This window comes from Stenotrophomonas sp. YJH_SMC_64, from assembly GCF_059371375.1.
Genome location: NZ_JCAFUN010000002.1, coordinates 197301 through 223061 on the forward strand (window position 1 = coordinate 197301; position 25761 = coordinate 223061).

Here is a 25761-nt window from a genome sequence, read left to right on the forward strand (position 1 = left end):
CGGCATCGATGCAGGTGTGTCCAGCATCATGAGGTTGCCGGCCAGCGGCCGGCACCACCGTTCAACGCTCAAGCCCTGCGACGCTCGATCAGATTCAGCAGCGGCCCGGTCATCGCCGTGGTCACCAGCGCCATGACCACCAGCACCGCGAACAGGCGGTCGCCGAGCAGGCCCAGCTCGTAACCCAGGTTGAGCACGATCAGCTCCATCAGGCCACGGGTGTTCATCAACGCGCCCAACCGCCACGCCTCGCGCGTGGGCATGCCGGCACTGCGTGCAGCACTGAAGGTGCCCAGCAGCTTGCCGGCCGTGGCCACCACGATCACCACCCCGCACAACACGATGTCGCTGGCCTGCAGCGCATCGGCACGCATGCGCAGGCCGGTCATGGCGAAGAACAACGGCAGCAGCAGGGTCACCGCAAACGGTTCGACGCGGGCCATCAACAGGTCGCGCAGCTGCGCGTTGGACGATACCGCGACGCCCGCCGCGAAGGCACCGAACAGCGCGTGGATGCCCAGCATTTCGGTGATCAGGGCACTACCCAGCGACAGCAGCAGGATGCCGAGCAGCCAGCGCCCCTCACGGCCCGGCGCGATCTGCTGGCGGGCAAACCACGGCTTCACCAGCCCCAGCATCAGCGCCACGAAGGCGACCACGCACAGCAGGTTGAGGCTGGCCGGCAGCCATCCACTGGCCTGTGCAGCCGCCACGATCAGTGCCAGCAGGCACCATGCGGTGGCATCGCCCAATGCCGCGCAGGCGATGGCGGTCTGCCCCAGCGACGTCTGCGCGATGCCGCGGTCGGCAAGGATGCGCAGCAGCACCGGGAACGCGGTGATGCTCATCGAGATGCCGACGAAAAGTGCGAAGGCAGTGAAGCCCACGCCCTGCGGGCCGTGCTGCGGATACAGCCAGATCGCCAACGCGACGCCGAGCACGAACGGCACCGCGATGCCGGCATGGCTGACCGTGAAGGCGAAACGCCGGCGGCCGCGCAGTGCCGCCAGGTCCAGCTCGGCACCGGCCACCAGCAGGAACATCAGCACGCCCAGCTGGCTGAGCATGCCCAGCGGGCCCAGCGAACTGGCCGGGAACAGCGCACCATGCAACTGCGGCAGCAGGCTGCCGAGCACCAGCGGGCCCATCATCAGGCCGGCCGCCATCTCGCCAATCACCGCCGGCTGGCCCAGCCGCTTCAGCAATGCACCGGCGCCCTTGGCTACCAGCAACAGCACCAGCAGCTGCAGCAGGAAGAGGCCCAGCGGTGACGCCAGATGCTGCGCCCAGCTGCCTTCGGCAGCAACCGTGGCACGGGCGACCATCTCGGGCGCCGCCGGCCCGGCATACCGCGCCAGCAGCACGCCGGCCAGCAACGGCACCCCGGCCCACGCCAGATAACGCCATCCCCATTTCGTGGGCGGCGCGTTGCCGCCTGCCTGTACGTCCATGAACATTCCCCAATGCGCAGGGGGCGATCATACAAAAAGGGGACGGAGGGGATTAAGTCGTTTGTGCCACTTACGACTTAATCCCCTCCGTCCCCTTTTGGGGGCTTAGGCCAGTGCCTGCTCGTGCACGCCGGCGATCGCGCGTCCCGAAGGGTCGGCAGCGGCGGCGAAGCTGGCGTCCCAGGCAATGGCCGCCGGCGAGGAGCAGGCGATGGACTTGCCGCCCGGCACGGTCTCCGCGGCCGCACGGCTGGGGAAGAACTGCTCGAACAGGTGGCGGTAGTAATACGCCTCCTTGGTCTGCGGCGGGTTGTGCGGGAAGCGCTTGTCGGCCGCCGCCAGCACGCGGTCACTTACCTGCGCCTCGGCATGCGCCTTCAGGCCGTCGATCCATCCATAGCCGACGCCATCGCTGAACTGCTCCTTCTGACGCCACAGGATGCTGTCCGGCAGGTAGCCGTCGAACGCCTCGCGCAGCACCGCCTTCTCGATGCGACGGCCACCGAACCCGGCGCCCACCATCTTGTGCGCGGCATCGAAGCGCATCGCCACGTCGAGGAATTCACGATCCAGGAACGGCACGCGCGGCTCCACGCCCCAGGCCATCATCGACTTGTTGGCACGCAGGCAGTCGTAGTTGTACAGCGCGTCGAGCTTGCGCACCAGCTCCTCGTGGAACTCACGCGCATCCGGTGCCTTGTGGAAATACAGGTAGCCACCAAAGATCTCATCGCTGCCCTCGCCGGAGAGCACCATCTTCACCCCCATCGCCTTGATCCGCCGCGCCAGCAGGAACATCGGCGTGGAGGCGCGGATGGTGGTGACGTCGTAGGTTTCGATGTGGCGGATCACTTCCGGCAGCGCATCGAGGCCTTCCTCGAAGGTGTATTCGAAGCCGTGATGCACGGTGCCCAGCGCTTCGGCAGCAATGGCAGCGGCAGCCAGATCGGGCGAGCCCTTCAAGCCGATCGCGAACGAATGCAGGCGCGGCCACCAGGCTTCGGTCTGCCCGCCATCCTCGATGCGGCGACGTGCATAGCGCGCGGCTACCGCCGCCACCAGCGACGAGTCCAGGCCACCGGACAGCAGCACGCCGTACGGCACGTCGCTCATCAACTGGCGTTCCACCGCGTGCTCGAAGGCCTGGCGCAGTTCGGCCAGATCGGCCTGGCGACCCTGCACGTCGGCATAGTCACGCCACGGTTGCTGGTAGTAGCGCACCAGTTCACCGCTGGCACTGTCGAAATAGTGGCCCGGCGGGAACTGCGCGACATCGGCACAGGTATCGACCAGCGCCTTCATTTCCGAGGCCACGCGCAAGCGCCCCTGGGCGTCGTGGCCCCAGTACAGCGGCACCACACCGACCGGGTCGCGCGCCACCAGCACGCGTCCACTGTCACGGTCCCACAGCGCGAAGGCGAAGATGCCGTTGAGCTGTTCCAGCCACTGCGCCGGCGCGCCGCCCTGGCGGTACAGCGCGTTGATCACCTCGCAGTCCGAGCCGGTCTGGAAGTCGTAGGGGGTGGTCAGCGCCGCCTTCAACGCCTGGTGGTTGTAGATCTCGCCGTTCACCGCCAGCGCCAGCTGGCCATCGGCCGACAGCAGCGGTTGCGAACCACCGGCCGGATCGACGATGGCCAGCCGTTCATGGACCAGCAGCGCACCTTCGTCGAGGTACACGCCGCTCCAGTCCGGGCCACGGTGGCGCTGGCGTTGCGACAGTTCCAGCGCGTGGCGGCGCAGGGTGGGAAGATCGTCACCGGCCTGCAGGCCGAAGATTCCGAAGATCGAACACATGGGGGAGCTCCTGTTGGGGAATTTCACGGGTGGGAAGGTGTTCGACCGGCCATCCAGGCCCGGGCAGGCTGCGCCCGGGCACAAAAAAACCCGCATCGGCTGATGCGGGTTTTCTGGTGTCCGGGCGTGTGTTGCTGTCTATCTACCCAGGGCGCAGTCCCGCATCGGCCGCGCACGATTATTCGCGCGCAGATTATTGCGGTTGTTGTTGACGGCGGTGGCTTGGCGGATCGACATGGCATCGACCCTACCCCGGTTTCCAGCGCGGCGCAACAGTTGCGTCGGCAACCGAGGCACCGGGGCACTGGCTGCCCTGCCCTGCCCTGCCTGGGCCTGGCGCCTGCCAGACCCTCACCCGCCTTCGGCCCTGCCAGCGGCGGCCGGCTTGTTCGCCAGGCCCCAGGCGCAGCGCTCCTACATGGCCGCGCCAAGCTACTGGGAAAAGGCGATCATGCCGCCGTTACTCATCTTTTCGGACCAGGGCCCGGCTGCAGTCCTGCGGAAGGTGTGCCGACCGACGATCGGCATCCACCATCCTCACACCAGCAGCCGTTCCACCAGCCGCTGGTACAGCCCCGGCAACGCTTCCAGATCGTCCACGCGCACGTTCTCGTCCACCTGGTGGATGCTGGCATTGACCGGGCCTACTTCGATGCATTGCGCGCCCAATGGCGCGATGAAGCGTGCATCGGAGGTGCCGCCGCCGGTGCTTTCTTCTGGCGCGCGGCCGATGTGCTCGGCCAGCACCGCACGGGCGATGGCGCGCAGCGTGCCTTCCGGGGTGTAGAACGGCTCGCCGCTGCGATGCCACTTCAGCGTGTACTGCAGGCCATGCCGTTCCAGCAGTGCGGTGATCTCCGCCTCCAGCTTCGGCGCATCCCAGTGCGGGTTGTAGCGGATGTTGAAATCCACGTCGAGCTCACCGGGAATCACGTTGTTGGCACCGGTGCCGGCGTGGATGTTGGAGATCTGCAGGCTGGTCGGCGGGAAACTCTCGTAGCCTTCGTCCCAGCGCCGCGCGCATAGTTCTGCCAGGGCCGGCGCCGCCTGGTGAATCGGGTTGCGTGCCTTTTCCGGATACGCCACGTGGCCCTGCACGCCTTGGACGCGCAGTTTGGCCGACAGGCTGCCGCGACGTCCCACGCGCAGCAGATCGCCCAGCGTCGCGGTCGACGACGGCTCACCGGTGATGCACCAGTCGATGCGCTGCCCGCGTGCGGCGAACAGGCGTGCAACGTGGCGCACGCCATCGATGGCATCGCCCTCCTCGTCGCTGGTCAGCAGTACCGCCAGCGTGCCGGGATGGTCGGGATGGTCGGCGACGAACTGCTCGGCGGCCACCACGAACGCCGCCACGCTGCCTTTCATGTCGGCGGCACCGCGCCCATACAGCACGCCATCGCGGATATGTGGGGTGAACGGGTCGCTGGTCCAGGACTCGCGCGGGCCGGTGGGCACCACGTCAGTGTGGCCCAGCAGAACCAGCACCGGCGCGCCCTGGCCATGGGTCGCCCACAGATTGTCAACGTCGCCCAGGCGCAGATGATCGCACTGGAATCCGGCCTGCTTCAGCCGCGCCGCCAACAGCGCCTGGCAACCAGCATCGTCCGGCGTTACCGAAGGTCGCGCAATCAGCTCGCAGGTCAGGTCGAGGACCGCGCTCATGCGTCGCCCACGCCGAAGCGTGCCTTGAAACCATTGTCACTGAAACCCTGGCTGGCTTTGCCATCGGCGGTGACCACCAGCGGGCGCTTGATCAGCTGCGGATACTCGCGCAGCAGCAGCTTCCATTCGGCCTCGGAGTCCGCAGCCTTGCGGTTGTCCGGCAGCTGCCGCCAGGTGGTGGAGGACTTGTTGACCATCGCCGCCAGTCCCCCCAGCTGCGCGGCCCATTCCAGCAGCATTTCCGGGCTGGGTTTGTTCTCGCGGTAGTCGACGAAGGTGTACGGCACGCCGAAGCGGTCCAGCCACTTGGTCGCCTTCTTGCAGGTATCGCAGTTCTTCAAACCGTAGACAGTGGTGCTCATGGCCATCTGTGATGCTGGAAAACAGAGGGCCAGAATCTCACAACAGGCGCTCGGACACGACCCGGAACGGCACTCTCGGCAAGCGGAAGGCCAGGCCCGATGCAAGCGCCACGCCCATCGCCTGCAGGCGCGGGCACTGCAGCTCGCGTTCCAGGCGCAGCGGCTGCAGGTTGTCGAGGTCTACCGGCAGCGCGACGCGGGTGCTGGCCCAGCGACAGTCGCAGGTGCGGGCGATGGCCTCGTCCTGGCAGGTGAGGAAACGCAGGAGGGCCTGATGGCCACCGAAGGCGGCGCCGGCATCGGCCAGCGCCGCGACAGTGCGCGGCGCAGTCGGGTCCAGCGCAGGCGTGCAGCAGGCGCGGCAGCATCCGCCCCAACAGGGTGTCGGACGGATGCCGGTAGATCGCGGACTGCGCCAGATCCTCCGGCGCAGCCACCTTCAGTCGGCCAGGCCGCGCAGCAGGTCGTTGACGCTGGTCTTGCTGCGGGTCCTGGCATCAACCTGCTTGACGATCACCGCGCAGTACAGCGAATGCGTACCGTCCTTGCTCGGCAGCGAGCCGGACACCACCACGCTGTACGGCGGGATGTAGCCGTAGGTGATCTCGCCGGTGGCACGGTTGTAGATGCGGGTGCTCTGGCTGAGGAACACGCCCATGCCGATCACGCTGTGGTGTCCGACCACCACGCCTTCCACCACTTCCGAACGCGCACCGATGAAGCAGTGGTCTTCAATGATGGTCGGGCTGGCCTGCAGGGGTTCCAGCACGCCGCCAATGCCGGCACCGCCGGACAGGTGGCAGTGCTGGCCGATCTGCGCGCACGAACCCACGGTGGCCCAGGTATCGACCATGGTGCCCTCACCGACATAGGCACCGATGTTGGTGAAGCTCGGCATCAGCACCACGTCCTTGCCGAAGTACGTACCGCGGCGGGCAATGGCGCCCGGCACCACGCGCACGCCACCACGGCGGAACTTCGCTTCGTCATAACCGGCAAAACGCGATTCGACCTTGTCCCAGAACGGCGCCGGACGTGCGTCGACCACGGCCATGTCGTTGACGCGGAAATACAGCAGCACGGCCTTCTTCAGCCACTCGTTGACCTTCCAGCCACCGTGGCCGTCCGGTTCGGCAACGCGGAATTCGCCGCTTTCCAGGCCATCGATCACACGGTTGACCAGCGGCCTGGTCGAGCCTTCCAGTTCGTGAAGGGTCAGCGTGGCGCGGCGTTCGAAGGCACTTTCGATGCCGAACTTCAGTTCTTCCACGCCCGGCGCGGCCGGCTTGCGCAGCGACTTGCGGGCGATGGTTTCGGCGCGTGCGGCTTCTGCGCTCTTGGCCGGGGCCTTCTTCGGTGCCGCCACCTTCTTCGCCGGCGCCTTCACCACCGCGGCTTTCTTCGGCGCGGCGGCCTTCTTCGCGGCCGGCACGGCGGCAGTTTTCTTGGCCGCTGCGCTCTTGGCGGTGGCAGCAGTCTTCTTAACAGGCTTGGTGGCCATCAGGCGGGGTCTCCGGCGTTTCGATCAGGGTCCAGGCAGGCCAGCATCGCGTCATGCAGCTGCTGCCGGGCAGGTTCAGTCAGGGGGAGGTCGTGTTCGTCACTGATCACGAAGGTGTCTTCGGCGCGTTCGCCGAACGTGGCAATGCGTGCATCATGCACGCGCAGGCCCTGGTTGCGCAGCACGAACGCCACGTCGGCCAGCAGGCCGGGGCGGTCGGGTGCGACCAGGGCAAAACGGGTTGCGCCCGGTTCATCGCGGAACTCGATGCGCGGCGCGAAGCGGAAATGGCGCAGCTGGCGTGGCACCACCCGACGCGACGGGCGCAGGCGCGACAGGTCACCACTGAGTGCCTCGCGCAGCGCGGCCTCCAGGTTGGCGCTGCTGCCATCGGCGAAGCTGTCGGCCGGATTCACTTCGAAGGTATCGAAAATGGTGTCGGCCGGGCCATCCAGCACGCGCGCGCGATGGATCCCGTAGCCCTTGCGGTCCAGGGTCATCACGATGGCGGCAAACAGGCCGTCGCGGTCCGGCGAATGCACGAACACTTCCAGTGCCGGGTCGTCGACACTGATGCGGCGCACCTTCACCAGCGTCTGGCCCTGTTTCACCGGTACCAGCGCGGCGGCCTGCCAGGCCAGCTGCTCGGGGCGCAGGCGAATGAAGCCCTCATCCGGCATCACGGCGAACTGGCGGTCGATGGTGGCGTCGTCGTAACCCTGCTCGCGCACCAGTGCGCGCACGCTGTCGCGCGCCTCTGCCACGCGCTCGGCCGCCGGTACCGGATGCTCGAGCCCTTCGCGCAGCGCGCGCCGGGTGGCGAAATACAGATCGGCCAGCAGGCGGTCCTTCCACGCGTTCCACAGCTTCGGACTGGTGCCGGCGATATCAGCGCAGGTCAGCAGGTACAGATAGTCGAGGCGGTCGCGGCTGCCCACCAGGGTGGCGAAGCGATGGATCACCACCGGGTCGGCGATGTCCTGCTTCTGCGCGGTCACCGACATGCGCAGGTGCTGTTCGACCAGCCACGCCACCAGTTCGGTATCGGACGTGCTCAGCGCATGCGCCTGGCAGAACGCGCGCGCATCGACCGCGCCCAGTTCGGAATGGTCGCCGCCGCGGCCCTTGGCAATGTCATGGAACAGGCCGGCCAGCAGCAGCAGCTCCGGCTTGCGCAGGCGCGGCCAGACTTCATGGGCGATCGAGAAGCGTTCGTCGGCACGGCTGCTGGCGAACAGGCCGATGTTGCGCAGGACCATCAGCGTGTGCTGGTCGACGGTATAGACATGGAACAGGTCGAACTGCATGCGCCCGCTGACCTGGGCGAACGCGGGAATCCACTGGCCGAGCACGCCCAGCCGCGCCATGCGCGAAAGCGTATCGACCGGGCGTTGGCCACGCAGCAGGGTCATGAACTGCTCGCGCGCGTCGGTGTCGGCCTGGTCGTAGGCCGGCAGCAGCGGCAGCGCTTCGGCCAGCGCGCGCGCGGTCAGCGAATGCAGGCCGCGTACCTGCGGATTGTTGGCCCAGCTGGAGAACAGCGCAAACACCTGGCCGATATCGCCACGCGGCCAGTCGGCCTCGTTGGCGGCCAGGTAGCCGCGGCGCAGGGAGAAGCCCACGGTCAGCGGTTCCGGCTGCGCTTCGCCATCGAACTGTTCCTCGAAGCGCTGCAGCAGGCGGTCGCTGATCCGCCGCACCACCAGCGCGGCGCGGTAGAAGCCCTGCATCATCTTCTCGACACCGAGGTTCTCGGCGTCGTCTTCGAAGCCCAGGCGCGCGGCCAGGGTCTTCTGGTAATCGAAACGCAGGCGCTCTTCCGGGCGACGTGCTACCAGGTGCAGGCCGAAGCGCAACCGCGCCAGCACCGCACGTTCGCGCTTGAGCGCCGCGGCTTCGTCGGCACCCAGATGGCCGAGCCCGACCAGGGCTTCCAGGTCGCGCACGCCGAAGGCGCGCAGTGCCATCCAGCCCAGCGTGTTGAGATCGCGCAGGCCACCGGGGCCATCCTTCAGGTCCGGCTCCAGGTTGTCGGCGGTATCGCCGAAACGCTGGTGCCGGTTGCGCAGCTCTTCCAGCTTGGCCAGGAAGAACGCGCGTGCCGGCCACAGTTCGCGGTCGTCGATGGCCTCGCGCAGCGCGCGGCGCGCCGCATCATCAGCCAGGATCGGGCGCGCCTCGATCAGCGCGGTCAGCACGGTCTGGTCCGTCGCCGCCTCGCGGCACTGGGATGCAGAACGCACCGCATGGCTGACCGCCAGCCCGCAATCCCACAGCAGCGCAAACAGGCGCGCCAGTGCCGCTTCGTGCGCCAGCTGTGCCGGCGGGCCGCCGAACACCAGCAGGTCGATGTCCGAGCGCGGGAACAGCTCACCGCGCCCATAGCCGCCCACCGCGAACAGCGACAGGCCACTCTCGACTGGCAGGCAGCGCTGCCACGCCAGGCGGATCAGATGGTCGGCGGCACGCGCGCGCAGCGCCAGCAGGCGCTCGATGTTGTCGCCCTGGTCGAAGCGGCGGTACAGGCGCGCGTCGGCCTGCTGCAGCGCCTGGCGCGCGGCAGCAGCCCAGTCCGGGTCGTTGAGCGACGCGGCCGGCGTGTCCAGCAGCGAACTCGCCGGCAGCATCCTCAGGAGACCTGCGACTCGCCCGGCGACAGCGTCAGCACGTCGACGCCGGTCTCGGTGACCGCGATCATGTGCTCCCACTGCGCCGACAGCTTGCGGTCCTTGGTCACCACGGTCCAGCCATCCGGCAGCACCTTGTTGTAACGGGTGCCCTCGTTGATCATCGGTTCGATGGTGAAGGTCATGCCCGGCTGCAGCACCAGGCCCTGGCCCGGGCGGCCGTAATGCACCACCTGCGGCTCGTCGTGGTAGACCTTGCCGATGCCGTGGCCGCAGTACTCGCGCACCACGCTGAAACGCTCGCCTTCGGCATAGCTCTGGATGGCATGGCCGATGTCGCCCAGGGTTGCGCCCGGACGCACCGCACGGATGCCGCGCCACATCGCTTCGTAGGTGGTTTCCACCAGGCGGCGGGCCATCACCGAGGGCGTGCCGACGAAGTACATGCGGCTGGTGTCGCCGTGCCAGCCGTCCTTGATGACGGTAACGTCGATATTGATGATGTCGCCATCCTTCAGCACCTTCCCTTCGCTGGGAATACCGTGGCAGATGACGTTGTTGACCGAGGTGCACACGGTCTTCGGGAAGCCGCGGTAGCCGACGTTGGCCGGAATCGCGCCCTGCACGTTCACGATGTGGTCGTGGCAGATGCGGTCCAGCTCCTCGGTGGTGACACCGGGCTTGACGTGGGGGGTGACGATGTCGAGCACTTCGCTGGCCAGGCGGCCGGCGATGCGCATCATCTCGATTTCCTGCGGGGTTTTCAGATTCACGCTCATGGCGCCCATTATCGCCGATCCCGCTGCAATCTGAACGAACGCCACCCAACTGGCGATCCGGGGGCATGCACGGTTCCGGCAAGGAAAGTGAAAGCGTGACGATATCCACCCTTTCGCACGCCTGTTTATCACGGATTACAGACACTTACCCGCAGAAGCTGGCCACGACCGTTGTCAAAGCGGCCCGAACCTGCCGCCTTCGCCTTGTTCAACAGACCTTCGGGTCAGGGAGGTTGTCCATGCGATCCACGTTCCGCTCACCGCTCGCCTGGGTCCTGACCGGACTGTTGCTGGCCGGCCCCGCACTGGCCGCCGACACCACGACCTTCAACGTGACCCTGGTGGTCACCAAGGCCTGCACCATCACGGCGGCGGCGGCCACCAACGTTGACTTCGGCACGGCGGCCTCGACCACGGCGACCCCCACCCTGGGCCAGGGCACGGTGACCGCCCAATGCTCGGCCCTGACCCCGTACACGATTTCGCTGAACGCTGGCGCCAATGCCAGCACCGCCAACGACGTCACCACCCGCCGGATGAAGAACACCAACGCCGCGGTGACCGCCAACAACTTCGTTGGCTACCAGCTCTACCAGGACGCCGCACATACCCTGGTCTGGGGTGCGACCTCGGGCACCAACACCCAGGCCGGCATCGGCACTGGCCTGGCCGTGCCCTACATCGTCTACGGCCAGATCCTGAACCTGAGCACCAACAACCCGGCCACCGGCAACTACCTGGATACGGTCACCGCCACGATCACCTATTGATGGAGCACGCCCGCATGGCCGGACCCCGCCCGTGGCGCGCCACCGGCGTGGCGCTGCTCGCCCTCTCCCTGCTGGCCGCAGCCCCTGCCGGTGCCACCAGCCTCCAGGTCGCCCCCACCAGCCTGCAGCTTGAGGCCCGCCAGCGCGCTGGCGAACTGTGGCTGACCAACAGTGGCACCTCGCCGGTCAGGCTGCAGGTGCGGGTCTTCCGCTGGGTACAGCAGGATGGCCAGGAACAACTGCTGCCCACCGAGGAACTGCTGGCCACCCCTCCGATGCAGGAACTGGGCGCGGGCCAGCAGCAGCTGGTACGGGTCATGCGCCCGAACCACGAACCGCCTGCGGCACAGCAGTACTACCGGCTGATCGTCGACGAGGTGCCTGATCTGACGACCCGCGCCAACGGCATGCAGTTCGTGCTGCGCTATTCGATTCCGGTGTTCGTGCAACCCTCGGGCGGCAAGCTGGCGCCGCGCCTGCAGGCCAGCCTGGTCCGGTTGCAGGACGGACGCAACGGCGTGGAGGTGGCCAACACTGGCAACAGCTATGCACAGATCGCCGACCTGGCGCTGGGCAGCGTCCAGCGCCCGCGCATCGTGCACCCCGGCCTGCTGGGCTATGTACTGCCCGGGCAGGTGATGCGCTGGCCGATCGAGCGCACGGCCATCGACCGCGACAACGACCAGATCACGGCCAAGCTCAATGGCGAGTCGGAACAGACGCCGCTGTCGCCGCCACCGGCTCGCTGAGGCGTTGATGGGCGCGCTGTTTGCTGCCCTGGCTCCTGCGGCGACCGAAGCCGCCGATGTGTCCGGCGTGGCTGCCGCCGGGGCTGCGGACGTCTCCGGGGTGTCGGCCGACGCGATCCTGCCCGCCCCCACGCCCCTGACCGCCAGCCAGACCCTGTACCTGGACGTCTCGCTCAACAGCACGCCCCGCGGCCTGCTGCCATTCACTGAAACCCGTGGCCGGCTGCAGGCCAGTCCGGAAGTGCTGCGCCAGCTCGGCTTCAGCGCCCGCGGCGATGCGCCGGTCTATCTGGACCAGATCAGCGGGGCCGTTGTGCGCTACGACGCACATATGCAGACCCTGGCCCTGGACGTGCCGCTGGACCAGCTGACCCTGCCGACCACCGTGCTCAGCCAGCCGCAGACCCGGGCACCGGCCAGCACCGCCTCGCCCGGCCTGCTGCTGAACTACGACCTGTATGGCAGCCGGGTCGACATGCTCGGCAACCTCAGCCTCAGCTCGGAGCTGCGCCTGTTCGGGATCGGCAACGGCACCGTCGAGAACACAGCGATCAGCCGGCGCTACCAGCAGCCCGGCGACCGTCGCTGGCGCGGTGAGAGCGTGCGTCTGGATACGCGCTGGAGCCTGGATTTCCCCGGCAAGGCGATGACGCTGGAGGTCGGCGATTTCTACAGCGGCTTCGTCGACTGGACCCGTCCGGTGCGCCTGGGCGGCCTGCAGATCGGCCGCAACTACGGCCTGCAGCCGTATCGCGTACTCACCCCCACGCCCAGCTTCCTCGGCCAGGCGGTGGTGCCGTCCACGGTCGAGCTGTACGTCGATGGCCTGCGCCAGTACAGCGGGCAGGTGCCGGTCGGTCCGTTCCAGCTGGCCGCGCAACCCGGCATCAGCGGCACCGGCAGCGCACAGGTGGTGGTGACCGATGCATTCGGGCGCATGCAGACGCTGGATTTCAGTTTCTATGGCACCCAGCAGCTGCTGGCCAAGGGCCTGTCGGACTGGTCGGCCGGCGTTGGCCGCCTGCGTGAGGATTTCGGCCAGCGTTCCTTCGCCTACGACGATCGCACCGTGGCCAGTGCCAGCTGGCGAGGCGGTATCAGCGACACCTTTACCGGCGAAGCACATGCCGAAGGCGGCGGCGGCCTGGCCCAGGCCGGCATCGGCGGCTGGTGGCTGCTCGGCGGCGCGGGCGTGTTCAACGCCGCCTATGCGCACAGTGACTATCACGGCCTGCAGGGCGGGCAATGGGCACTGGGCTACAGCTGGAACAACCGCCGACTCAACTTCAATCTGCGCAGCGTGCGCAGCCATGGCGATTACCGCGACCTGGGCGCACTGCAGGGCAACCTGCCGCCGAGCATCAGTGAACAGGCCACGGTCGGCGCCGATCTGCTGCGGCTGGGCACGCTCAGCGCCAGCTACCTGCGCCTGCGCTATCCCGACGGAGACGACAACCGCTACGCCAGTCTGTTCTGGTCACGCACCTGGAGCCAGCGGTGGTCGGCCTACCTGTCGGTGAACCAGAACCTGGACAAGAGCGATGACCGCAGCATCTACCTGTCGGTCACCGCCAGCCTGGGCAACAACCGCCAGGCCAGCCTCTCCAGCCAGCGCAACGGCGACAGCCAGAGCTGGGTAGCGGACGTGACCCAGCCGGTGCCCGGCGACGGCAGCGCCGGCGGCGTCGGTTGGCGCGCGCAGGTGCGCCATGGCGAGGACGGCAATGGCGGCCTGGCCGAAGTCGGCATCCTCAATGACGTCGGTCGCTACTCATTCGGCGCCTCGCGCCAGGGCGGCCTGAACTATGCCTACGCCAGCGCCAGTGGCAGCCTGGTGTGGATGGGCGGGCATGCCTTCGCCACCCGCGAAGTCTCCGACGCGTTCGCAGTCATCAGCACCAACGGCGTGGGCGGCGTGCCGGTGCGGCTGGAAAACCGGCTGATCGGCGTGACCGATGATCGCGGCCTGCTGCTGGTCAGCCCACTGCTGTCCTGGCAGCGCAACCGCGTCTCCATCGACACCCTGGACCTGCCCGAGGACATGCGCGCCGATCGCATCGAAGACTGGGTGACACCCCGCCAACGCGCCGGTACCCGCGTGACCTTTGCGCTGCGTTCGCGGCCGTCGCTGAACCTGACCCTGCACGGCATGGACGGGCAACCGCTGGAGGTCGGCAGCGAGGTGCAGCTGCCGGACGGGCGACAGGCGCTGGTGGGCTATGACGGGCTGCTGTACCTGGAAGACGTGTCCGCCGGCAGCGTGCTGTACATCACCACCAGCCGCGGGCAATGCAGGGTGAAGGTACCGGACGTGCCCAAGGTGGTGGCTTCCGGCGCGCGGCCGAAGCCGGCACCGCTGGCGTGCATCCCGGAGGTAGCGCCATGAGGACGTTGCTGCTCGGCCTGCTGCTGGTCGCCGGCCTGCTGGCGGCGGCACCCGCCCGGGCCGTCGCGGTGTGCGCCGCCGTCGCCGACCCGACGCTGCCTTTTGGCAACGTCAACAGCAATGCGCCCGGTGCAACCACCGGTACGCTCAACATCACCGTGACCTGCACCACTGCCGCGCTGAGCGTGCTGGCCACTACCGGCGTGCGGGTCTGCGTGGGCATCGGCGCCGGCAGCGGCGGCGGCAGCAGCTCCAGCTGGCGGACGATGAAGACCAGCACCAGCGACAGCATGAACTTCCAGCTCTACAACACCTCCAACTTCAGCCAGGTGACCGGGTTGACCCCGCGCGGCTCGCCGCCGGCGCAGGAGCTGACCTTGACCTACAACGTGCCCCTGACCGGCGGCAGCGGCACGCAGACCACGCAGCTGTCCGCACAGATCCCCGCCAATCAGATCCTGGCGTCAGGCGCCTACAGCAGCACCTTCAACGGCGCCAACGTGGTGCTGACCTGGGCCTGGAACGAGGTCCTGCTCGGCAATGCCACGGTGCCCGCCAACTGCAACGGCGGCGCCACCGGCACCAACAGCATCAGCAACGCCTTCAGCTTCACCGCCACCGCCAACGTGTTGCCGCAGTGCGGCAGCTACGTCACCACCAACATGGACTTCGGCAACGTCACCGGCGGCATTCCCGCCAACATCGACCGGACCGCCACCCTGACCCTGACCTGCCTGAAGAACACGGCCTACCAGGTCAGCCTCAACAACGGCCAGAACAATCCCACCGCCACCAGCACGCGGCGCATGGCCACCACCATCGGCGGCAGCACCTACTACCTCACCTACGAGCTGTACCGCAATGCCGCGCGCAGCCTGCGCTGGGGCAACACCCTCAACGTCGATACCGTTGGCGGCACCGGAAGTGGCAGCGCGCAGCAGCTGACCATCTATGGCCGGGTGCCGCCGGTCACCGGCCAGCCCCCGGCCGGCATCTATAACGATGTGGTGCAGGTGACCATCACCTATTGACCTGCATGCCGACCAACGGTCGACACCCACCGGGGTTTCGGCACATCCACGTCATGCGTGGATGCGCGCATCATTCCTGTGCCAGGAGCAGTCGACTGACAGTCGACGCTACAGATTCGGCCGATCCAGCCGATACCGCGCAGCGAGATCTTTCAGCACGGTGGTTGCCAGGTGGCTCGCGCATTTCTGATAGGGGCGATACTGTTCGCCAGCACATCGGCGTGGGCCGAACCCGGCCCCAGCAACCTGCAGATCCGCCTGACCGTGGTCGAAGCCTGCCGCGATGACCCCGGCAGCACCCACTGCCCCGCCCCCCACCAGCGCAGCGACACACCGCAACTTCCGCCCCAGGTCCGCGAGCTCGCGCCTCCCGCCGACGGCGAAGACACGACGTCCGCCGTGACCGTCATCTACTGATGCGGGCACTTCTGACCCTGCTGGCGATGCTGCTGGCGTTGCCTGCCGCGGCATTGGACCTGTTGCCGACCACACTGCAGCTGCCCGCCGAAGGTGGCCAGGGCGAACTTTGGCTCTTCAACCCCGGTCCCGGCCGCTGGCAGGGCCGGGTACAGATCCTTGCGTGGGACCAGCAGACCGACGCGGACATGCTGCGTCCCACCGACCAGGTGCTCGCCAGCCCCACCCTGCTCGACATCCCGCCCGGCGTCCGACAGCGCATCTGGCTGCTGCCACGCCAGCCGGCATCCGCTGTCGGCGAACAGGCCTATCGGGTCGTCCTGGCCCCCACTACGCCAGGCCTGCAGCGCTATTCGCTGCCGTTGTTCCGCGGGCACGCCACGCCAATGACCCAATCGCGGCTGCATGCAGGGATCGAACCCGGCCAGTCACATACCTTCCTGCGACTGAGCAACACCGGTACCCTGCACGCACGCCTGAACGATCTCGCCTACATCACCAGCGGCGGTCAGCGCACCCTGCTGCTGCCCGGCCTGGCCGGGTATCTGCTGGCCGGCCATGAGCGCCGCTGGGCCCTGCCCGCCCGCGCTGATGGCTACGCCGGCGGTCATTTCCAGGCCCGGCTGCAGGATGGCCGCGTGATCGATCTGGTCGCTCCAGGCCCGGCAATTGCAGCCAGCGCACCGAGCGGGCTATAATCGACCGGATTCCTGCCGCCTGCGTGCGCGGGAACCCGTCCACACCGGACGTCACCGGTGAATCCACACCTGCTGCCCCCATCCGTGCCGGGGTGCTCCGCAAGGAGTTCGGCCACGGAGGCAACAGGGAAGCCCAACCCCGGAACCGATCGCGCTTCCACGCGTCCCGCATACCTATCCCCGCGGGCGGAATCGCTGGTTCCATATCAGGAGTATTGCAATGCCCCAGGTCACCATGCGTCAGATGCTGGAAGCCGGCGTCCACTTCGGCCACCAGACCCGCTACTGGAACCCCAAGATGGCTCCGTACATCTTCGGCGCCCGCGGCAAGATCCACATCATCAACCTGGAAAAGACCGTCCCGCTGTTCAACGACGCGATGAACTTCATCTCGTCGGTTGCCCAGAAGCGCGGCACCGTCCTGTTCCTGGGCACCAAGCGCAGCGCCCGCGAAACCATCAAGGAAGAAGCCGAGCGTTGCGGCATGCCGTTCATGAACCAGCGCTGGCTGGGCGGCACCCTGACCAACTTCCGTACCGTCAAGCAGTCGGTTGCCCGCCTGAAGGAACTGGAAGCCGGTGAAACCGACGGCACCTTCGAGAAGCTGGTCAAGCACGAAGTGCTGGGCCTGCGTCGCGAGCGCGACAAGCTGGAAGCCTCGCTGGGCGGCATCAAGGACATGAACCGCCTGCCGGACGCCATCTTCGTGATCGACATCGGCCACGAAGACATCGCGATCAAGGAAGCCAAGAAGCTGGGCATCCCGGTCATCGCCGTGGTCGACACCAACTACAACCCGGAACTGGTGGACTACGCCATCCCGGGCAACGACGACGCCATCCGCGCTGTGCAGCTGTACGCCCGCGCCGCTGCCGACGCCGTGCTGGAAGGCAAGGCTGCTGCTCCGCACGCTGCTTCGGTGCGTGAGGAAGAGTTCGCTGAAGCCGCTGCTGAAGGCGAAGAGAAGCCGGCCCGCCGCGCTCCGGCCAAGAAGGCTGCCAAGAAGGGCGACGACGCCCAGGCCTGATCCAGGCCCGGGGTGGACGCCCGGCGTCCACCCTCCCTGCGCGCAGCCTTTGGCGCGTGACAGGACCGTGTCACACGGGCCGGCCACCATGCCGGCCCAACCCCTTTCTTTCGTGAGGTAATCCCGTGGAAATCACTGCTTCCCTGGTCAAGGAACTGCGCGAGCGCACCGGCGCCGGCATGATGGAATGCAAGAAGGCGCTCACCGAAGCCAACGGCGACATCGACGCTGCTGCTGAAGCCATGCGCAAGTCCGGCGCCGCCAAGGCCGACAAGAAGGCTGACCGCGTGGCCGCCGAAGGCCGTCTGGGCCTGGCCCAGGATGGCGGCAAGGCCGTGCTGGTCGAAGTCAACTCGGAAACCGACTTCGTCGCCAACGATGACAACTTCAAGTCCTTCGTCAATGCCGTTGCCGCTGCCGCCCTGGCATCGGGCGCCACCGACGTCGAAGCCGTGAAGGCTGCCAAGCTGGCCGATGGCCGCACCGTTGAAGAAGCCCGCGCCACCGCCGTGCAGACCCTGGGTGAGAACATCCAGATCCGTCGCATGGTGAATGTCGACACCACCGGCAACATCGGTGCGTATGTCCACACCAACGGCAAGGTCGGCGTTCTGGTCGATCTGATCGGCGGCGACGTCGAGCTGGCCCGTGGCCTGGCCATGCACGTGGCTGCGCTGAAGCCGCCGCACAACAAGGCTGCGGACGTTCCGGCCGACTTCGTCGAGAAGGAAAAGGAAATCGAGCTGGCCAAGATGTCCGAAAAGGACAAGGCCAAGCCGGCCGACATCCTGGAAAAGATCATCAGCGGCAAGATCAACAAGATCGTCAGCGACGTGACCCTGTACGGCCAGACCTACGTGCTGGGCGACACCACCGTCGAGCAGGTGGTCAAGGCCGCTGGCGCCGATGTTGCTGGCTTCAAGCTGCTGATCGTCGGCGAAGGCATCGAGAAGGTGGTGGAAGACTACGCCGCCGAAGTTGCCAAGGCGATGCAGGTCTGATTCCAGCCTTCCGGCTGTGAAGCAACCAGAAGGAGCCGCGGGAGACCGCGGCTCTTTTTTTATGCCGGCGGCCCTGTGGGGTGCGCACAGCGGCACCTTTGCGTTGCGCGCGAATCAAGCCGATACTCGGCACAGGGAATCAACAGTCATTTAGCAGGAACGAAAATCGCGGACTGTGATGCATTCCTAGGTATTCTTGTCCCAATGGAATTGAACGACCCGACATGCCTCCCGAGCTGACAGCTGCCCTGGCGCTCTGCCGCAACCTGCCCTCGCCACCCGGTATTGCCCTGCGCATCATCGAACTGGCACAGGACCCGGAAGCGGATATCGCCACCGCCGCCGACATCATCGCCATCGACATGGCGCTGAGCGCTCGCATGCTGCGCATCGCCAATTCGCCGCTGTACGCCAGCCGCCGTCGGATCGAGAACCTCGGCCAGGCACTGACCATGCTCGGCCTGAATGCCACGATCAGCCTGGCCCTCGGCTTCACCGTCACCCAGGGACTGACCGGCGGCACCGGCGCCGACCACGACCTGCGCCAACGCGCCTGGAAGCGCAGCATCCTCAGCGCGCTGGCCGCCAGCCAGCTGGGCCAGGCACGCGGCCTGCGCCGGCTGGAAGAACTGATGCTGGCCGGCCTGCTGCAGGACCTGGGCGTACTGTGCCTGGCCCAGGCCGAATCGGAGCGCTACCTGCCGCTGCTGCGCGAAGCACGCGACAACATCGATCTGGTCGCGCGCGAGCGCGACGAACTGGGCTGCAGCCACGCCGAGGTCGGCGCCTGGGTGGCCGAGCAGTGGGGCCTGCCGCGCTACCTGGTGGAGAGCATCAGCCACAGCGAAGACCTGGACGCCGCGGAGTCGCCGTTCCAGGCCTGCGTGCAGCTGTCCGGTGCCGTGGCCGACATCTGGCTGGACGATGACGCCGATGCCGCCCGCGAGCGCGCCCTGCAGCAGGTGCATGACCGCCTTGAACTGGACAGCGCCCGTTTCGACCAGGTCCTGACCCGCATCAGCGAGGCCCTGCCGGACATCGCCAGCCTGTTCGAGGCCGGCCTGAATTCCCCCTCGCGGGTGCGCGAGCTGATCGACCACGCGCAGGAGCTGGCCACCCTGCGCAACCTGCGCGAACTGCAGGATGCCGACCAGGCCCGTCGCCGCGCTGACGAATTCGAAGCCCGGGCCAAGCGCCTGGCCGACCAGGCCCATCGAGATGCCCTCACCGGCGTGCTCAACCGGCGCCAGCTGGAAGCCGTGCTGGAGCAGGAATTCCTGCGCGCCGGTCGCCAGGGCTGGCCGCTGTCGGTGGCCTTCATCGACCTGGACGACTTCAAGAAGATCAACGACGCCCATGGCCACCTGACCGGCGACGAGGTGCTGCGGGCCTTTGCCGGCAAACTGCAGGGCCAGCTGCGCCACAGCGACACCGTGGCCCGCTTCGGCGGCGAGGAGTTCGTCGCGCTGCTGCCCAACACCAGCGAAACGGTAGCACTGGACGTGATCCGCCGGGTGCTGGCCAACATCGTTGCCACGCCGATGGCCGAACTGGAGGGCGGCCCGCTGTTCGTCACCTTCTCCGCCGGCGTGGCCACCCAGGGCGGCTACGAACGCTTCGCCGACGTGCAGGACCTGCTGCGCGCCGCCGACGACGTGCTGTACCGCTCCAAGAACCTCGGCCGCAACCGGGTGATCGCGCGCTCCCCCGGCGCCCTCGGCCACGACGAGCTGTCAGCGACCGCGGGCGCCGAGCTGGGCTGAACCGGAAGCCCCGGATGACCGGGGCGAACGCCAGGATTTTACGCCGCAGTGCACAAAACACTATGGCCCGACGCCGCATGCGCGTAGAATCGCCCGCGATTTCCACGCACCCGAGGTCCCCATGTCCAAGCTCGCCTATCGCCGCATCCTTCTGAAACTGTCCGGGGAGGCGCTGATGGGAGATGAGGACTACGGCATCGACCCGAAGATCATCAACCGCCTGGCCCGTGAGGTCATCGAAGCCCAGCAGGCCGGTGCCGAAGTGGCCCTGGTGATCGGCGGCGGCAACATCTTCCGCGGCGCCGGCCTTGCCGCAGGCGGCATGGACCGGGTCACCGGCGACCAGATGGGCATGCTGGCCACGGTCATCAATGCCCTGGCCATGCAGGACGCCCTGGAGAAGCTGGGCGCCAAGGCGCGCGTGATGAGCGCGATCAAGATCAACGACGTGTGCGAGGACTACATCCGCCGCCGCGCCATCCGCCACCTGGAAAAGGGCCGCCTGGTGATCTTCGCCGCCGGCGTCGGCAGCCCGTTCTTCACCACCGACTCCGGCGCCGCCCTGCGCGCGATCGAGATCGGTGCCGACCTGCTGCTGAAGGCCACCAAGGTCGATGGCGTGTACGACAAGGACCCGAACAAGCACAGCGATGCGGTCCGCTTCGACAGCCTGAGCTATGACGAAGTGATCCGCCGCGGCCTGGAAGTGATGGATACCGCCGCCTTCGCACTGGCCCGCGACAGCGACCTGCCGATGCGCGTGTTCGACATGGGCCAGCCGGGCGAGCTGCTGAAGATCCTCAACGGCGAGAACATCGGCACCCTGGTCCAGGGCCGCGATCCGGCCTGAGCCTGAGCGCGCGGCGACAACCGGGCCGATTCAGGCCCGGCAGCGTCCCGTATTCGCCTATAATCGCCCGATTCCAGATACATCCAGGACCGGGCGATGCTCAACGACATCAAGAACAACGCGCAGACGCGCATGGCCAAGAGCATCGACGCTCTGAAGCACACCCTCACCTCCATCCGGACCGGGCGTGCCACGCCGGCCCTGCTGGACCGCGTGACGGTCAATGCCTACGGCAACGCCAGCACCCCGCTGAACCAGGTTGCCTCGATCTCCAACGCCGATGCGCACTCGCTGCTGGTCACCCCGTTCGACAAGGGCATGATCAAGGAGATCGAGAAGGGTCTCTACAACGCCGAGTTCACCCCGAACACGCTGGGCACCGCGATCCGCATCAACATGCCGCCGCCGACCGAAGAGCGCCGCAAGGAGCTGGTCAAGCAGGTGCAGAAGGAAGGCGAAGGCGCCAAGATCGCGATCCGCAACATCCGTCAGGACGCGAACAAGGAAATCGCCAAGCTGGTCAAGGACAAGGCGATCAGCGAGGACGAGAAGAAGCGCGGTGAGGACGACATCCAGAAGTTGACCGACACCAACATCAAGGACGTCGACAAGGTCGTTGCCGACAAGGAAAAAGAACTGCTGTCGGTCTGAAGTCGATGCCTTCAGTCCCGCCTCCGTTGCCGGCCACCCTGCCCCGCCACGTCGCCATCATCATGGATGGCAACGGGCGCTGGGCACAGCAGCGCCGCCGCCCGCGCGTGATCGGCCATCGTGCCGGCGCGCGCGCGGTCAACCGCACCATCGAGCGCTGCCTTGAACTGGGCATTCCGGCGCTGACCCTGTTCGCGTTTTCCAGCGAGAACTGGGGCCGGCCGCAGGAAGAAGTCGACGCCCTGATGAAGCTGTTCCTCGGCGCGCTCGACCGCGAAGTGGACGAACTGCACCGACGCGGCGTGCGCGTACGCTTCATCGGCGAACGCGAGCGCTTTGGTGCCGGACTGGTCAGCCGCATGCAGCTGGCCGAGCAGCGCACCGCCGACAACACCACCCTGACCCTGTCGATCGCCGCCAGTTACGGCGGTCGCCAGGACATCGCCCGTGCCGCGCGCGCACTGGCCGCTGAAGTCGCCGCAGGACGCCTGCTGCCCGAACAGATCGACGAATCGCTGCTGGGCAGCCAGGTCGCCCTGGCCGACCTGCCGCCGCCGGATCTGTTCATCCGCACCGGTGGCGACACCCGCATCAGCAACTTCCTGCTGTGGCAACTGGCCTACACCGAGCTGTGGTTCACCGAGGCGCTGTGGCCGGACTTCGATGCCGCCCTGCTGCAGCAGGCGCTGGATGCCTATGGCAGCCGCGAGCGTCGTTTCGGCCTGACCAGCGCCCAGATCGCCGCACTGGCCACCGAGACCTCCAGCCCATGACCAAGACCCGAGTCCTCGCCGCGCTGATCATGGCGCCGCTCGCCATTGCCGCGATCCTGCTGCTGCCGACGCAATGGCTGGCCGCCGCCGCCGCCGCCGTGCTGCTGATCGGCCTGTGGGAATGGCTGAAGCTGGCCGGCATCGAAGACACCCTCGCGCGCACCGTGCTGCTGGTGCTGAACCTGCTGCTGATGGTGCTGCTGGTGTGGGCCGATGGCAGCACGCTGGTGCTGTTCCAGATCACCACACTGGCAGGCGTTGCCTGGTGGCTGGCGGCGCTGGCCTGGCTGCGCTTCTTCAACTTTGGCGCCCAGCCGACGGCCCCCTCCCGGATCGTGAAGATGCTGGCCGGCACCCTGGCCATCGTTCCTGCCTGGGCAGCGCTGGTGCTGATCCACGCTGGCGGTGACCCGCCAGGCAAGCAGGGCCACCTGTGGCTGCTGGCGGCACTGGCACTGGTCTGGGCAGCCGATTCGGGCGCCTATTTCGCCGGCCGTCACTTCGGCAAGCACAAGCTGGCGCCGCGGATCAGCCCCAACAAGACCTGGGAAGGCCTGTTCGGCGGCCTGCTGGCCGGTGTCGCCGTGGCCCTCGGACTGGGCTGGCTGGCCGGCATCGACATCGCGCACCTGCCGGGCCTGCTGATCACCTCGGTGGTGGCCGTATTCGCGTCGGTGCTGGGTGACCTGTTCGAAAGCCTGATCAAGCGCCACGCCGGTGCCAAGGACTCGGGCAACCTGATTCCGGGCCATGGTGGCGTGCTCGACCGCGTCGACGGCGTCCTCGCCGCCGTGCCGGTGTTCGCGCTGGGCAAGGAAATCTTCGGGTTCTGACCATGAATGCTGTCGCAGACCTGCGCCGGGTCGCCGTATACGGCGCCACCGGCTCGATCGGTGCCTCCACGCTGGACGTGATCGCCCGCCACCCGCAGCGCTACCAGGCCACGGTGCTGGCCGCCGGCCGCCAGGTGCAGGCACTGCTGGCCCTGTGCCGCCAGCACAAGCCGGCGCACGCGGTCATCGCCGACGAAGCGCTGTTCACCGAACTGCGCGACGGCCTGCGCGATGCCGGGCTGTCGACCGAGGCCCACGCCGGTCATGCCGCACTGGACCAGCTGGCAGCAAGCGATGCCTGCGACACGGTCGTCGCGGCCATTGTCGGTGCTGCAGGGCTGTCCTCGACCCTCGCCGCCGCTGCGGCCGGCAAGCGCATCCTGCTGGCCAACAAGGAATCGCTGGTACTGGCCGGCGAGCTGCTGACCCGCACCGCCGAGCGCGCCGGCGCCGAGATCATTCCGATCGACAGCGAGCACAGCGCGATCTTCCAGTGCCTGCGTTCGCGCGACGCCAGCATCGACGGCGCCGGCGTGCGCCGGATCCTGCTGACCGCGTCGGGCGGCCCGTTCCGCGGCCGCAGCCGCGCCGAGCTGGCCGAGGTCACCCCGGCCCAGGCCGTGGCTCACCCGAAGTGGTCGATGGGCCCGAAGATCTCGGTCGATTCGGCGACGTTGATGAACAAGGGCCTGGAAGTCATCGAGGCGCACCATCTGTTCTCGGTGCCCGGCGAGCGCATCGAGGTGCTGGTGCACCCGCAGAGCCTGGTCCATTCGCTGGTCGAATTCGTCGACGGCTCGACCCTGGCCCAGATGGGCCTGCCGGACATGCGCACCACCCTGGCGGTCGGCCTGGGCTGGCCGCAGCGCATCGAATCGGGCGTGGCCGGGCTGGACCTGCTGGCGCAGGGCCGGCTGGATTTCGAGGCGCCTGACACCGACGCCTTCCCCTGCCTGGCGCTGGCCTGGCAGGCCATGCAGGCCGGCGGTACTGCCCCGGCGGTGCTGAACGCCGCCAATGAAGAGGCGGTTTCAGCATTTCTTCAGGGCCGGATCGGTTTCCTGACCATCCCGGAGCTGGTTGCTAACGCTCTTTCAACACTGCCGACCCAGCCAGCCGATACACTGGAGGTCCTGTTGTCCGCCGACCAGCGGGCACGCCAGCTCACCCTGAACGCCATCGACGCCGCCTGAACGACCGCCTCGCCCAGCATGACGCCGCCGCCCCTGCCCGCCACTGTGAGCCTGCATGACTGACTTCCTCGGATCGGTCTGGTGGATGATTGTCAGCCTCGGGCTGCTGGTCACGTTCCACGAGTTCGGGCATTACTGGGTCGGCCGCCTCTGTGGGGTCAAGATCCTGCGCTTCTCGGTCGGCTTCGGCCGTCCGCTGTGGTCGCGCCGCGACAGGCACGGCACCGAGTTCGCCATTGCCGCCATCCCGCTGGGTGGCTACGTGAAGTTCCTCGACGAACGTGAGGTCGAGGTCCATCCCCACGAGCGCGGCCAGGCCTTCAACCACAAGACCGTGTGGCAGCGCATCGCCATTGTTGCTGCAGGACCGATCGCCAATCTGCTGCTGTGCATCCTGCTGCTGTGGGCGATGTTCGTGATCGGCAAGCAGGACTACTCGCCGACGATCGGCCGGGTTGACGGCATCGCCGCCAGCGCCGGTCTGCTCAGCGGTGACCGCGTTCTGCGGGTAGATGAGCGCCAGGTCGCCACCCTGGGCGAGGCCAGCATGGCGCTGACCGCCGCCGCGATGGATCGCCGCGACGTCACGCTTGAGGTACTCGACCCTGCGGACCAGGTGCGCGTGCGCACCCTGCCGCTGTCGCAGCTGCCCGCCGGCTTCGATGAACGACGGGTACCGATCCTGGCCGGCCTGTACTGGCAATCGTGGCTGCAGCCGGCACTGGTCGACTCGCTCACCGCCGATTCGGTGGTCACCGGGCTGCTGCAGCCGGGCGACCTGATCGTGGCGATCGACGGCCAGCGCATCGACAGCGTCGACCAGGTGATCGGCGAGATCCAGGCCCTCGGCCGTGCCGGAGGCCCCGGCATGATCGAGGTCCTGCGAGGCGGTGAACGCCTTGCACTGGAAGTCACGCCCCGCCAGGGCAAGGATGGCAAGGGCAACCCGGTCTGGCAGATCGGCGTCGGCTTCCCCACCACCTACAGCCCCTCCTACGACACCCTGCTGCGCTATGGGCCGCTGGATGCAGTGACCGTCGCCGTACGTGAAACCGGCCGGCTTGCCGCCGATTCGCTGGGCATGATGGCCCGCATCGTCACCGGCAAAGCCTCGCTGCAGAACGTTTCCGGGCCGGTCACCATCGCCCGCGTGGCCAATGTCTCGGCCAAACGCGGCCTCGACTGGTTCCTGCAGTTCCTTGCCCTGCTGTCACTCAGCCTGTGCATCATCAACCTGTTGCCGATCCCGATCTTGGACGGCGGGCACCTGCTGTATTACCTTATCGAGTTGGTCAAGGGCAGCCCGCTGAGCGAGCGTGCCATCGCCGCCGGCCAATACATCGGCCTGGCGTTGCTGGCCGGGCTGATGGGGTTGGCGTTCTACAACGACATCCTCGGCCTGGTCCCGCGATGAACTTTTCCACGTTGTTGCCGTCT

General features: G+C 67.5%; 22 protein-coding genes. 15 read left to right on the forward strand and 7 right to left on the reverse strand.

Annotation, left to right across the window (positions count from 1 at the left end; all coding sequences use genetic code 11):
* Positions 1–68: 68 nt before the first annotated feature.
* The 7 genes from AC5P9L_RS02640 to map form a co-directional block, all read right to left on the reverse strand.
* Positions 69–1457, reverse strand: coding sequence for a cation:proton antiporter domain-containing protein (locus tag AC5P9L_RS02640; RefSeq protein WP_043034867.1), 1389 nt, complete (start codon positions 1455–1457; stop codon positions 69–71).
* 99 nt (positions 1458–1556) lie between these two features.
* The gene (gene asnB / locus AC5P9L_RS02645; RefSeq protein ID WP_043034866.1) at positions 1557–3248 is read right to left on the reverse strand and encodes an asparagine synthase B; all 1692 of its coding nucleotides are present in this window, start codon (positions 3246–3248) and stop codon (positions 1557–1559) included.
* 537 nt (positions 3249–3785) lie between these two features.
* Positions 3786–4913 carry a succinyl-diaminopimelate desuccinylase gene (gene dapE, locus AC5P9L_RS02650; RefSeq protein WP_049395930.1) on the reverse strand — a complete coding sequence of 376 codons (1128 nt, stop codon included), beginning with the start codon at positions 4911–4913 and terminating at the stop codon, positions 3786–3788.
* Positions 4910–5281 carry an arsenate reductase gene (locus AC5P9L_RS02655; RefSeq protein ID WP_005412750.1) on the reverse strand — a complete coding sequence of 124 codons (372 nt, stop codon included), beginning with the start codon at positions 5279–5281 and terminating at the stop codon, positions 4910–4912. The genes dapE and AC5P9L_RS02655 overlap by 4 nt, the downstream gene beginning before the upstream one ends.
* A 433-nt stretch (positions 5282–5714) precedes the next feature.
* The gene (gene dapD / locus AC5P9L_RS02660; protein ID WP_005408756.1) at positions 5715–6776 is read right to left on the reverse strand and encodes a 2,3,4,5-tetrahydropyridine-2,6-dicarboxylate N-succinyltransferase; all 1062 of its coding nucleotides are present in this window, start codon (positions 6774–6776) and stop codon (positions 5715–5717) included.
* A complete protein-coding gene (locus tag AC5P9L_RS02665; protein WP_446001643.1) occupies positions 6776–9385 on the reverse strand; it encodes a [protein-PII] uridylyltransferase in 2610 nt (869 codons plus the stop codon). The genes dapD and AC5P9L_RS02665 overlap by 1 nt, the downstream gene beginning before the upstream one ends.
* Before the next feature lie 20 nt (positions 9386–9405).
* Entirely contained in the window at positions 9406–10182 is a 777-nt protein-coding gene (gene map / locus AC5P9L_RS02670) for a type I methionyl aminopeptidase (protein WP_010486307.1), read from the reverse strand.
* Between the two features lie 239 nt (positions 10183–10421).
* Between map and AC5P9L_RS02675 the strand changes: the two genes are divergently transcribed.
* The 15 genes from AC5P9L_RS02675 (at position 10422) to rseP (ending at position 25738) form a co-directional block, all read left to right on the forward strand.
* Positions 10422–10952, forward strand: a complete 531-nt coding sequence (locus AC5P9L_RS02675; protein WP_005412747.1) for a Csu type fimbrial protein — start codon at positions 10422–10424, stop codon at positions 10950–10952.
* Positions 10952–11701 (forward strand): fimbrial biogenesis chaperone, encoded by a 750-nt coding sequence (locus AC5P9L_RS02680; protein ID WP_150359599.1) that lies wholly within the window; start codon positions 10952–10954, stop codon positions 11699–11701. The genes AC5P9L_RS02675 and AC5P9L_RS02680 overlap by 1 nt, the downstream gene beginning before the upstream one ends.
* Positions 11702–11708: 7 nt before the next feature.
* Entirely contained in the window at positions 11709–14087 is a 2379-nt protein-coding gene (locus AC5P9L_RS02685; protein WP_150359598.1) for a fimbria/pilus outer membrane usher protein, read from the forward strand.
* Positions 14084–15118 carry a Csu type fimbrial protein gene (locus AC5P9L_RS02690; protein ID WP_150359597.1) on the forward strand — a complete coding sequence of 345 codons (1035 nt, stop codon included), beginning with the start codon at positions 14084–14086 and terminating at the stop codon, positions 15116–15118. The genes AC5P9L_RS02685 and AC5P9L_RS02690 overlap by 4 nt, the downstream gene beginning before the upstream one ends.
* A gap of 171 nt (positions 15119–15289) precedes the next feature.
* On the forward strand, positions 15290–15535 hold the full coding sequence (locus tag AC5P9L_RS02695; RefSeq protein WP_005412744.1) for a hypothetical protein: 246 nt from the start codon (positions 15290–15292) through the stop codon (positions 15533–15535).
* Positions 15535–16233 carry a fimbrial biogenesis chaperone gene (locus AC5P9L_RS02700; RefSeq protein WP_062607492.1) on the forward strand — a complete coding sequence of 233 codons (699 nt, stop codon included), beginning with the start codon at positions 15535–15537 and terminating at the stop codon, positions 16231–16233. Before AC5P9L_RS02695 ends, AC5P9L_RS02700 begins: the two co-directional genes overlap by 1 nt.
* A 220-nt stretch (positions 16234–16453) precedes the next feature.
* Complete coding sequence (gene rpsB, locus AC5P9L_RS02705) at positions 16454–17260, forward strand: 30S ribosomal protein S2 (protein ID WP_005408748.1); 807 nt, start codon at positions 16454–16456, stop codon at positions 17258–17260.
* A gap of 125 nt (positions 17261–17385) precedes the next feature.
* Entirely contained in the window at positions 17386–18261 is an 876-nt protein-coding gene (gene tsf / locus AC5P9L_RS02710) for a translation elongation factor Ts (RefSeq protein WP_005408747.1), read from the forward strand.
* A gap of 224 nt (positions 18262–18485) precedes the next feature.
* Complete coding sequence (locus AC5P9L_RS02715) at positions 18486–20024, forward strand: GGDEF domain-containing protein (protein WP_005412741.1); 1539 nt, start codon at positions 18486–18488, stop codon at positions 20022–20024.
* Between the two features lie 121 nt (positions 20025–20145).
* Positions 20146–20874: a UMP kinase gene (gene pyrH, locus AC5P9L_RS02720; protein ID WP_005408745.1), complete on the forward strand. Its 729-nt coding sequence runs from the start codon at positions 20146–20148 to the stop codon at positions 20872–20874.
* Positions 20875–20970: 96 nt separating this feature from the next.
* The gene (gene frr / locus AC5P9L_RS02725) at positions 20971–21525 is read left to right on the forward strand and encodes a ribosome recycling factor (RefSeq protein ID WP_005408744.1); all 555 of its coding nucleotides are present in this window, start codon (positions 20971–20973) and stop codon (positions 21523–21525) included.
* 5 nt (positions 21526–21530) lie between these two features.
* Positions 21531–22298, forward strand: a complete 768-nt coding sequence (gene uppS / locus AC5P9L_RS02730) for a polyprenyl diphosphate synthase (protein WP_005408743.1) — start codon at positions 21531–21533, stop codon at positions 22296–22298.
* Positions 22295–23131 (forward strand): phosphatidate cytidylyltransferase, encoded by an 837-nt coding sequence (locus tag AC5P9L_RS02735; RefSeq protein ID WP_005408742.1) that lies wholly within the window; start codon positions 22295–22297, stop codon positions 23129–23131. The genes uppS and AC5P9L_RS02735 overlap by 4 nt, the downstream gene beginning before the upstream one ends.
* Positions 23132–23133: 2 nt before the next feature.
* Positions 23134–24324, forward strand: a complete 1191-nt coding sequence (locus tag AC5P9L_RS02740; protein WP_005408741.1) for a 1-deoxy-D-xylulose-5-phosphate reductoisomerase — start codon at positions 23134–23136, stop codon at positions 24322–24324.
* A gap of 55 nt (positions 24325–24379) precedes the next feature.
* Positions 24380–25738 carry an RIP metalloprotease RseP gene (rseP, locus tag AC5P9L_RS02745; protein ID WP_005408740.1) on the forward strand — a complete coding sequence of 453 codons (1359 nt, stop codon included), beginning with the start codon at positions 24380–24382 and terminating at the stop codon, positions 25736–25738.
* Positions 25739–25761: the final 23 nt, after the last annotated feature.

What these genes read in the sequence shown, in the direction of transcription:
- AC5P9L_RS02640 (WP_043034867.1), bottom strand. Translation starts at nt 1,457, where the DNA reads ATGTTCATGGACGTACAGGCAGGCGGCAACGCGCCGCCCACGAAATGG.
- asnB (WP_043034866.1), bottom strand. Translation starts at nt 3,248, where the DNA reads ATGTGTTCGATCTTCGGAATCTTCGGCCTGCAGGCCGGTGACGATCTT.
- dapE (WP_049395930.1), bottom strand. Translation starts at nt 4,913, where the DNA reads ATGAGCGCGGTCCTCGACCTGACCTGCGAGCTGATTGCGCGACCTTCG.
- AC5P9L_RS02655 (WP_005412750.1), bottom strand. Translation starts at nt 5,281, where the DNA reads ATGGCCATGAGCACCACTGTCTACGGTTTGAAGAACTGCGATACCTGC.
- dapD (WP_005408756.1), bottom strand. Translation starts at nt 6,776, where the DNA reads ATGGCCACCAAGCCTGTTAAGAAGACTGCTGCCACCGCCAAGAGCGCA.
- map (WP_010486307.1), bottom strand. Translation starts at nt 10,182, where the DNA reads ATGAGCGTGAATCTGAAAACCCCGCAGGAAATCGAGATGATGCGCATC.
- AC5P9L_RS02675 (WP_005412747.1), top strand. Translation starts at nt 10,422, where the DNA reads ATGCGATCCACGTTCCGCTCACCGCTCGCCTGGGTCCTGACCGGACTG.
- AC5P9L_RS02680 (WP_150359599.1), top strand. Translation starts at nt 10,952, where the DNA reads ATGGAGCACGCCCGCATGGCCGGACCCCGCCCGTGGCGCGCCACCGGC.
- AC5P9L_RS02685 (WP_150359598.1), top strand. Translation starts at nt 11,709, where the DNA reads ATGGGCGCGCTGTTTGCTGCCCTGGCTCCTGCGGCGACCGAAGCCGCC.
- AC5P9L_RS02690 (WP_150359597.1), top strand. Translation starts at nt 14,084, where the DNA reads ATGAGGACGTTGCTGCTCGGCCTGCTGCTGGTCGCCGGCCTGCTGGCG.
- AC5P9L_RS02700 (WP_062607492.1), top strand. Translation starts at nt 15,535, where the DNA reads ATGCGGGCACTTCTGACCCTGCTGGCGATGCTGCTGGCGTTGCCTGCC.
- rpsB (WP_005408748.1), top strand. Translation starts at nt 16,454, where the DNA reads ATGCCCCAGGTCACCATGCGTCAGATGCTGGAAGCCGGCGTCCACTTC.
- AC5P9L_RS02715 (WP_005412741.1), top strand. Translation starts at nt 18,486, where the DNA reads ATGCCTCCCGAGCTGACAGCTGCCCTGGCGCTCTGCCGCAACCTGCCC.
- pyrH (WP_005408745.1), top strand. Translation starts at nt 20,146, where the DNA reads ATGTCCAAGCTCGCCTATCGCCGCATCCTTCTGAAACTGTCCGGGGAG.
- frr (WP_005408744.1), top strand. Translation starts at nt 20,971, where the DNA reads ATGCTCAACGACATCAAGAACAACGCGCAGACGCGCATGGCCAAGAGC.
- uppS (WP_005408743.1), top strand. Translation starts at nt 21,531, where the DNA reads ATGCCTTCAGTCCCGCCTCCGTTGCCGGCCACCCTGCCCCGCCACGTC.
- AC5P9L_RS02735 (WP_005408742.1), top strand. Translation starts at nt 22,295, where the DNA reads ATGACCAAGACCCGAGTCCTCGCCGCGCTGATCATGGCGCCGCTCGCC.
- AC5P9L_RS02740 (WP_005408741.1), top strand. Translation starts at nt 23,134, where the DNA reads ATGAATGCTGTCGCAGACCTGCGCCGGGTCGCCGTATACGGCGCCACC.
- rseP (WP_005408740.1), top strand. Translation starts at nt 24,380, where the DNA reads ATGACTGACTTCCTCGGATCGGTCTGGTGGATGATTGTCAGCCTCGGG.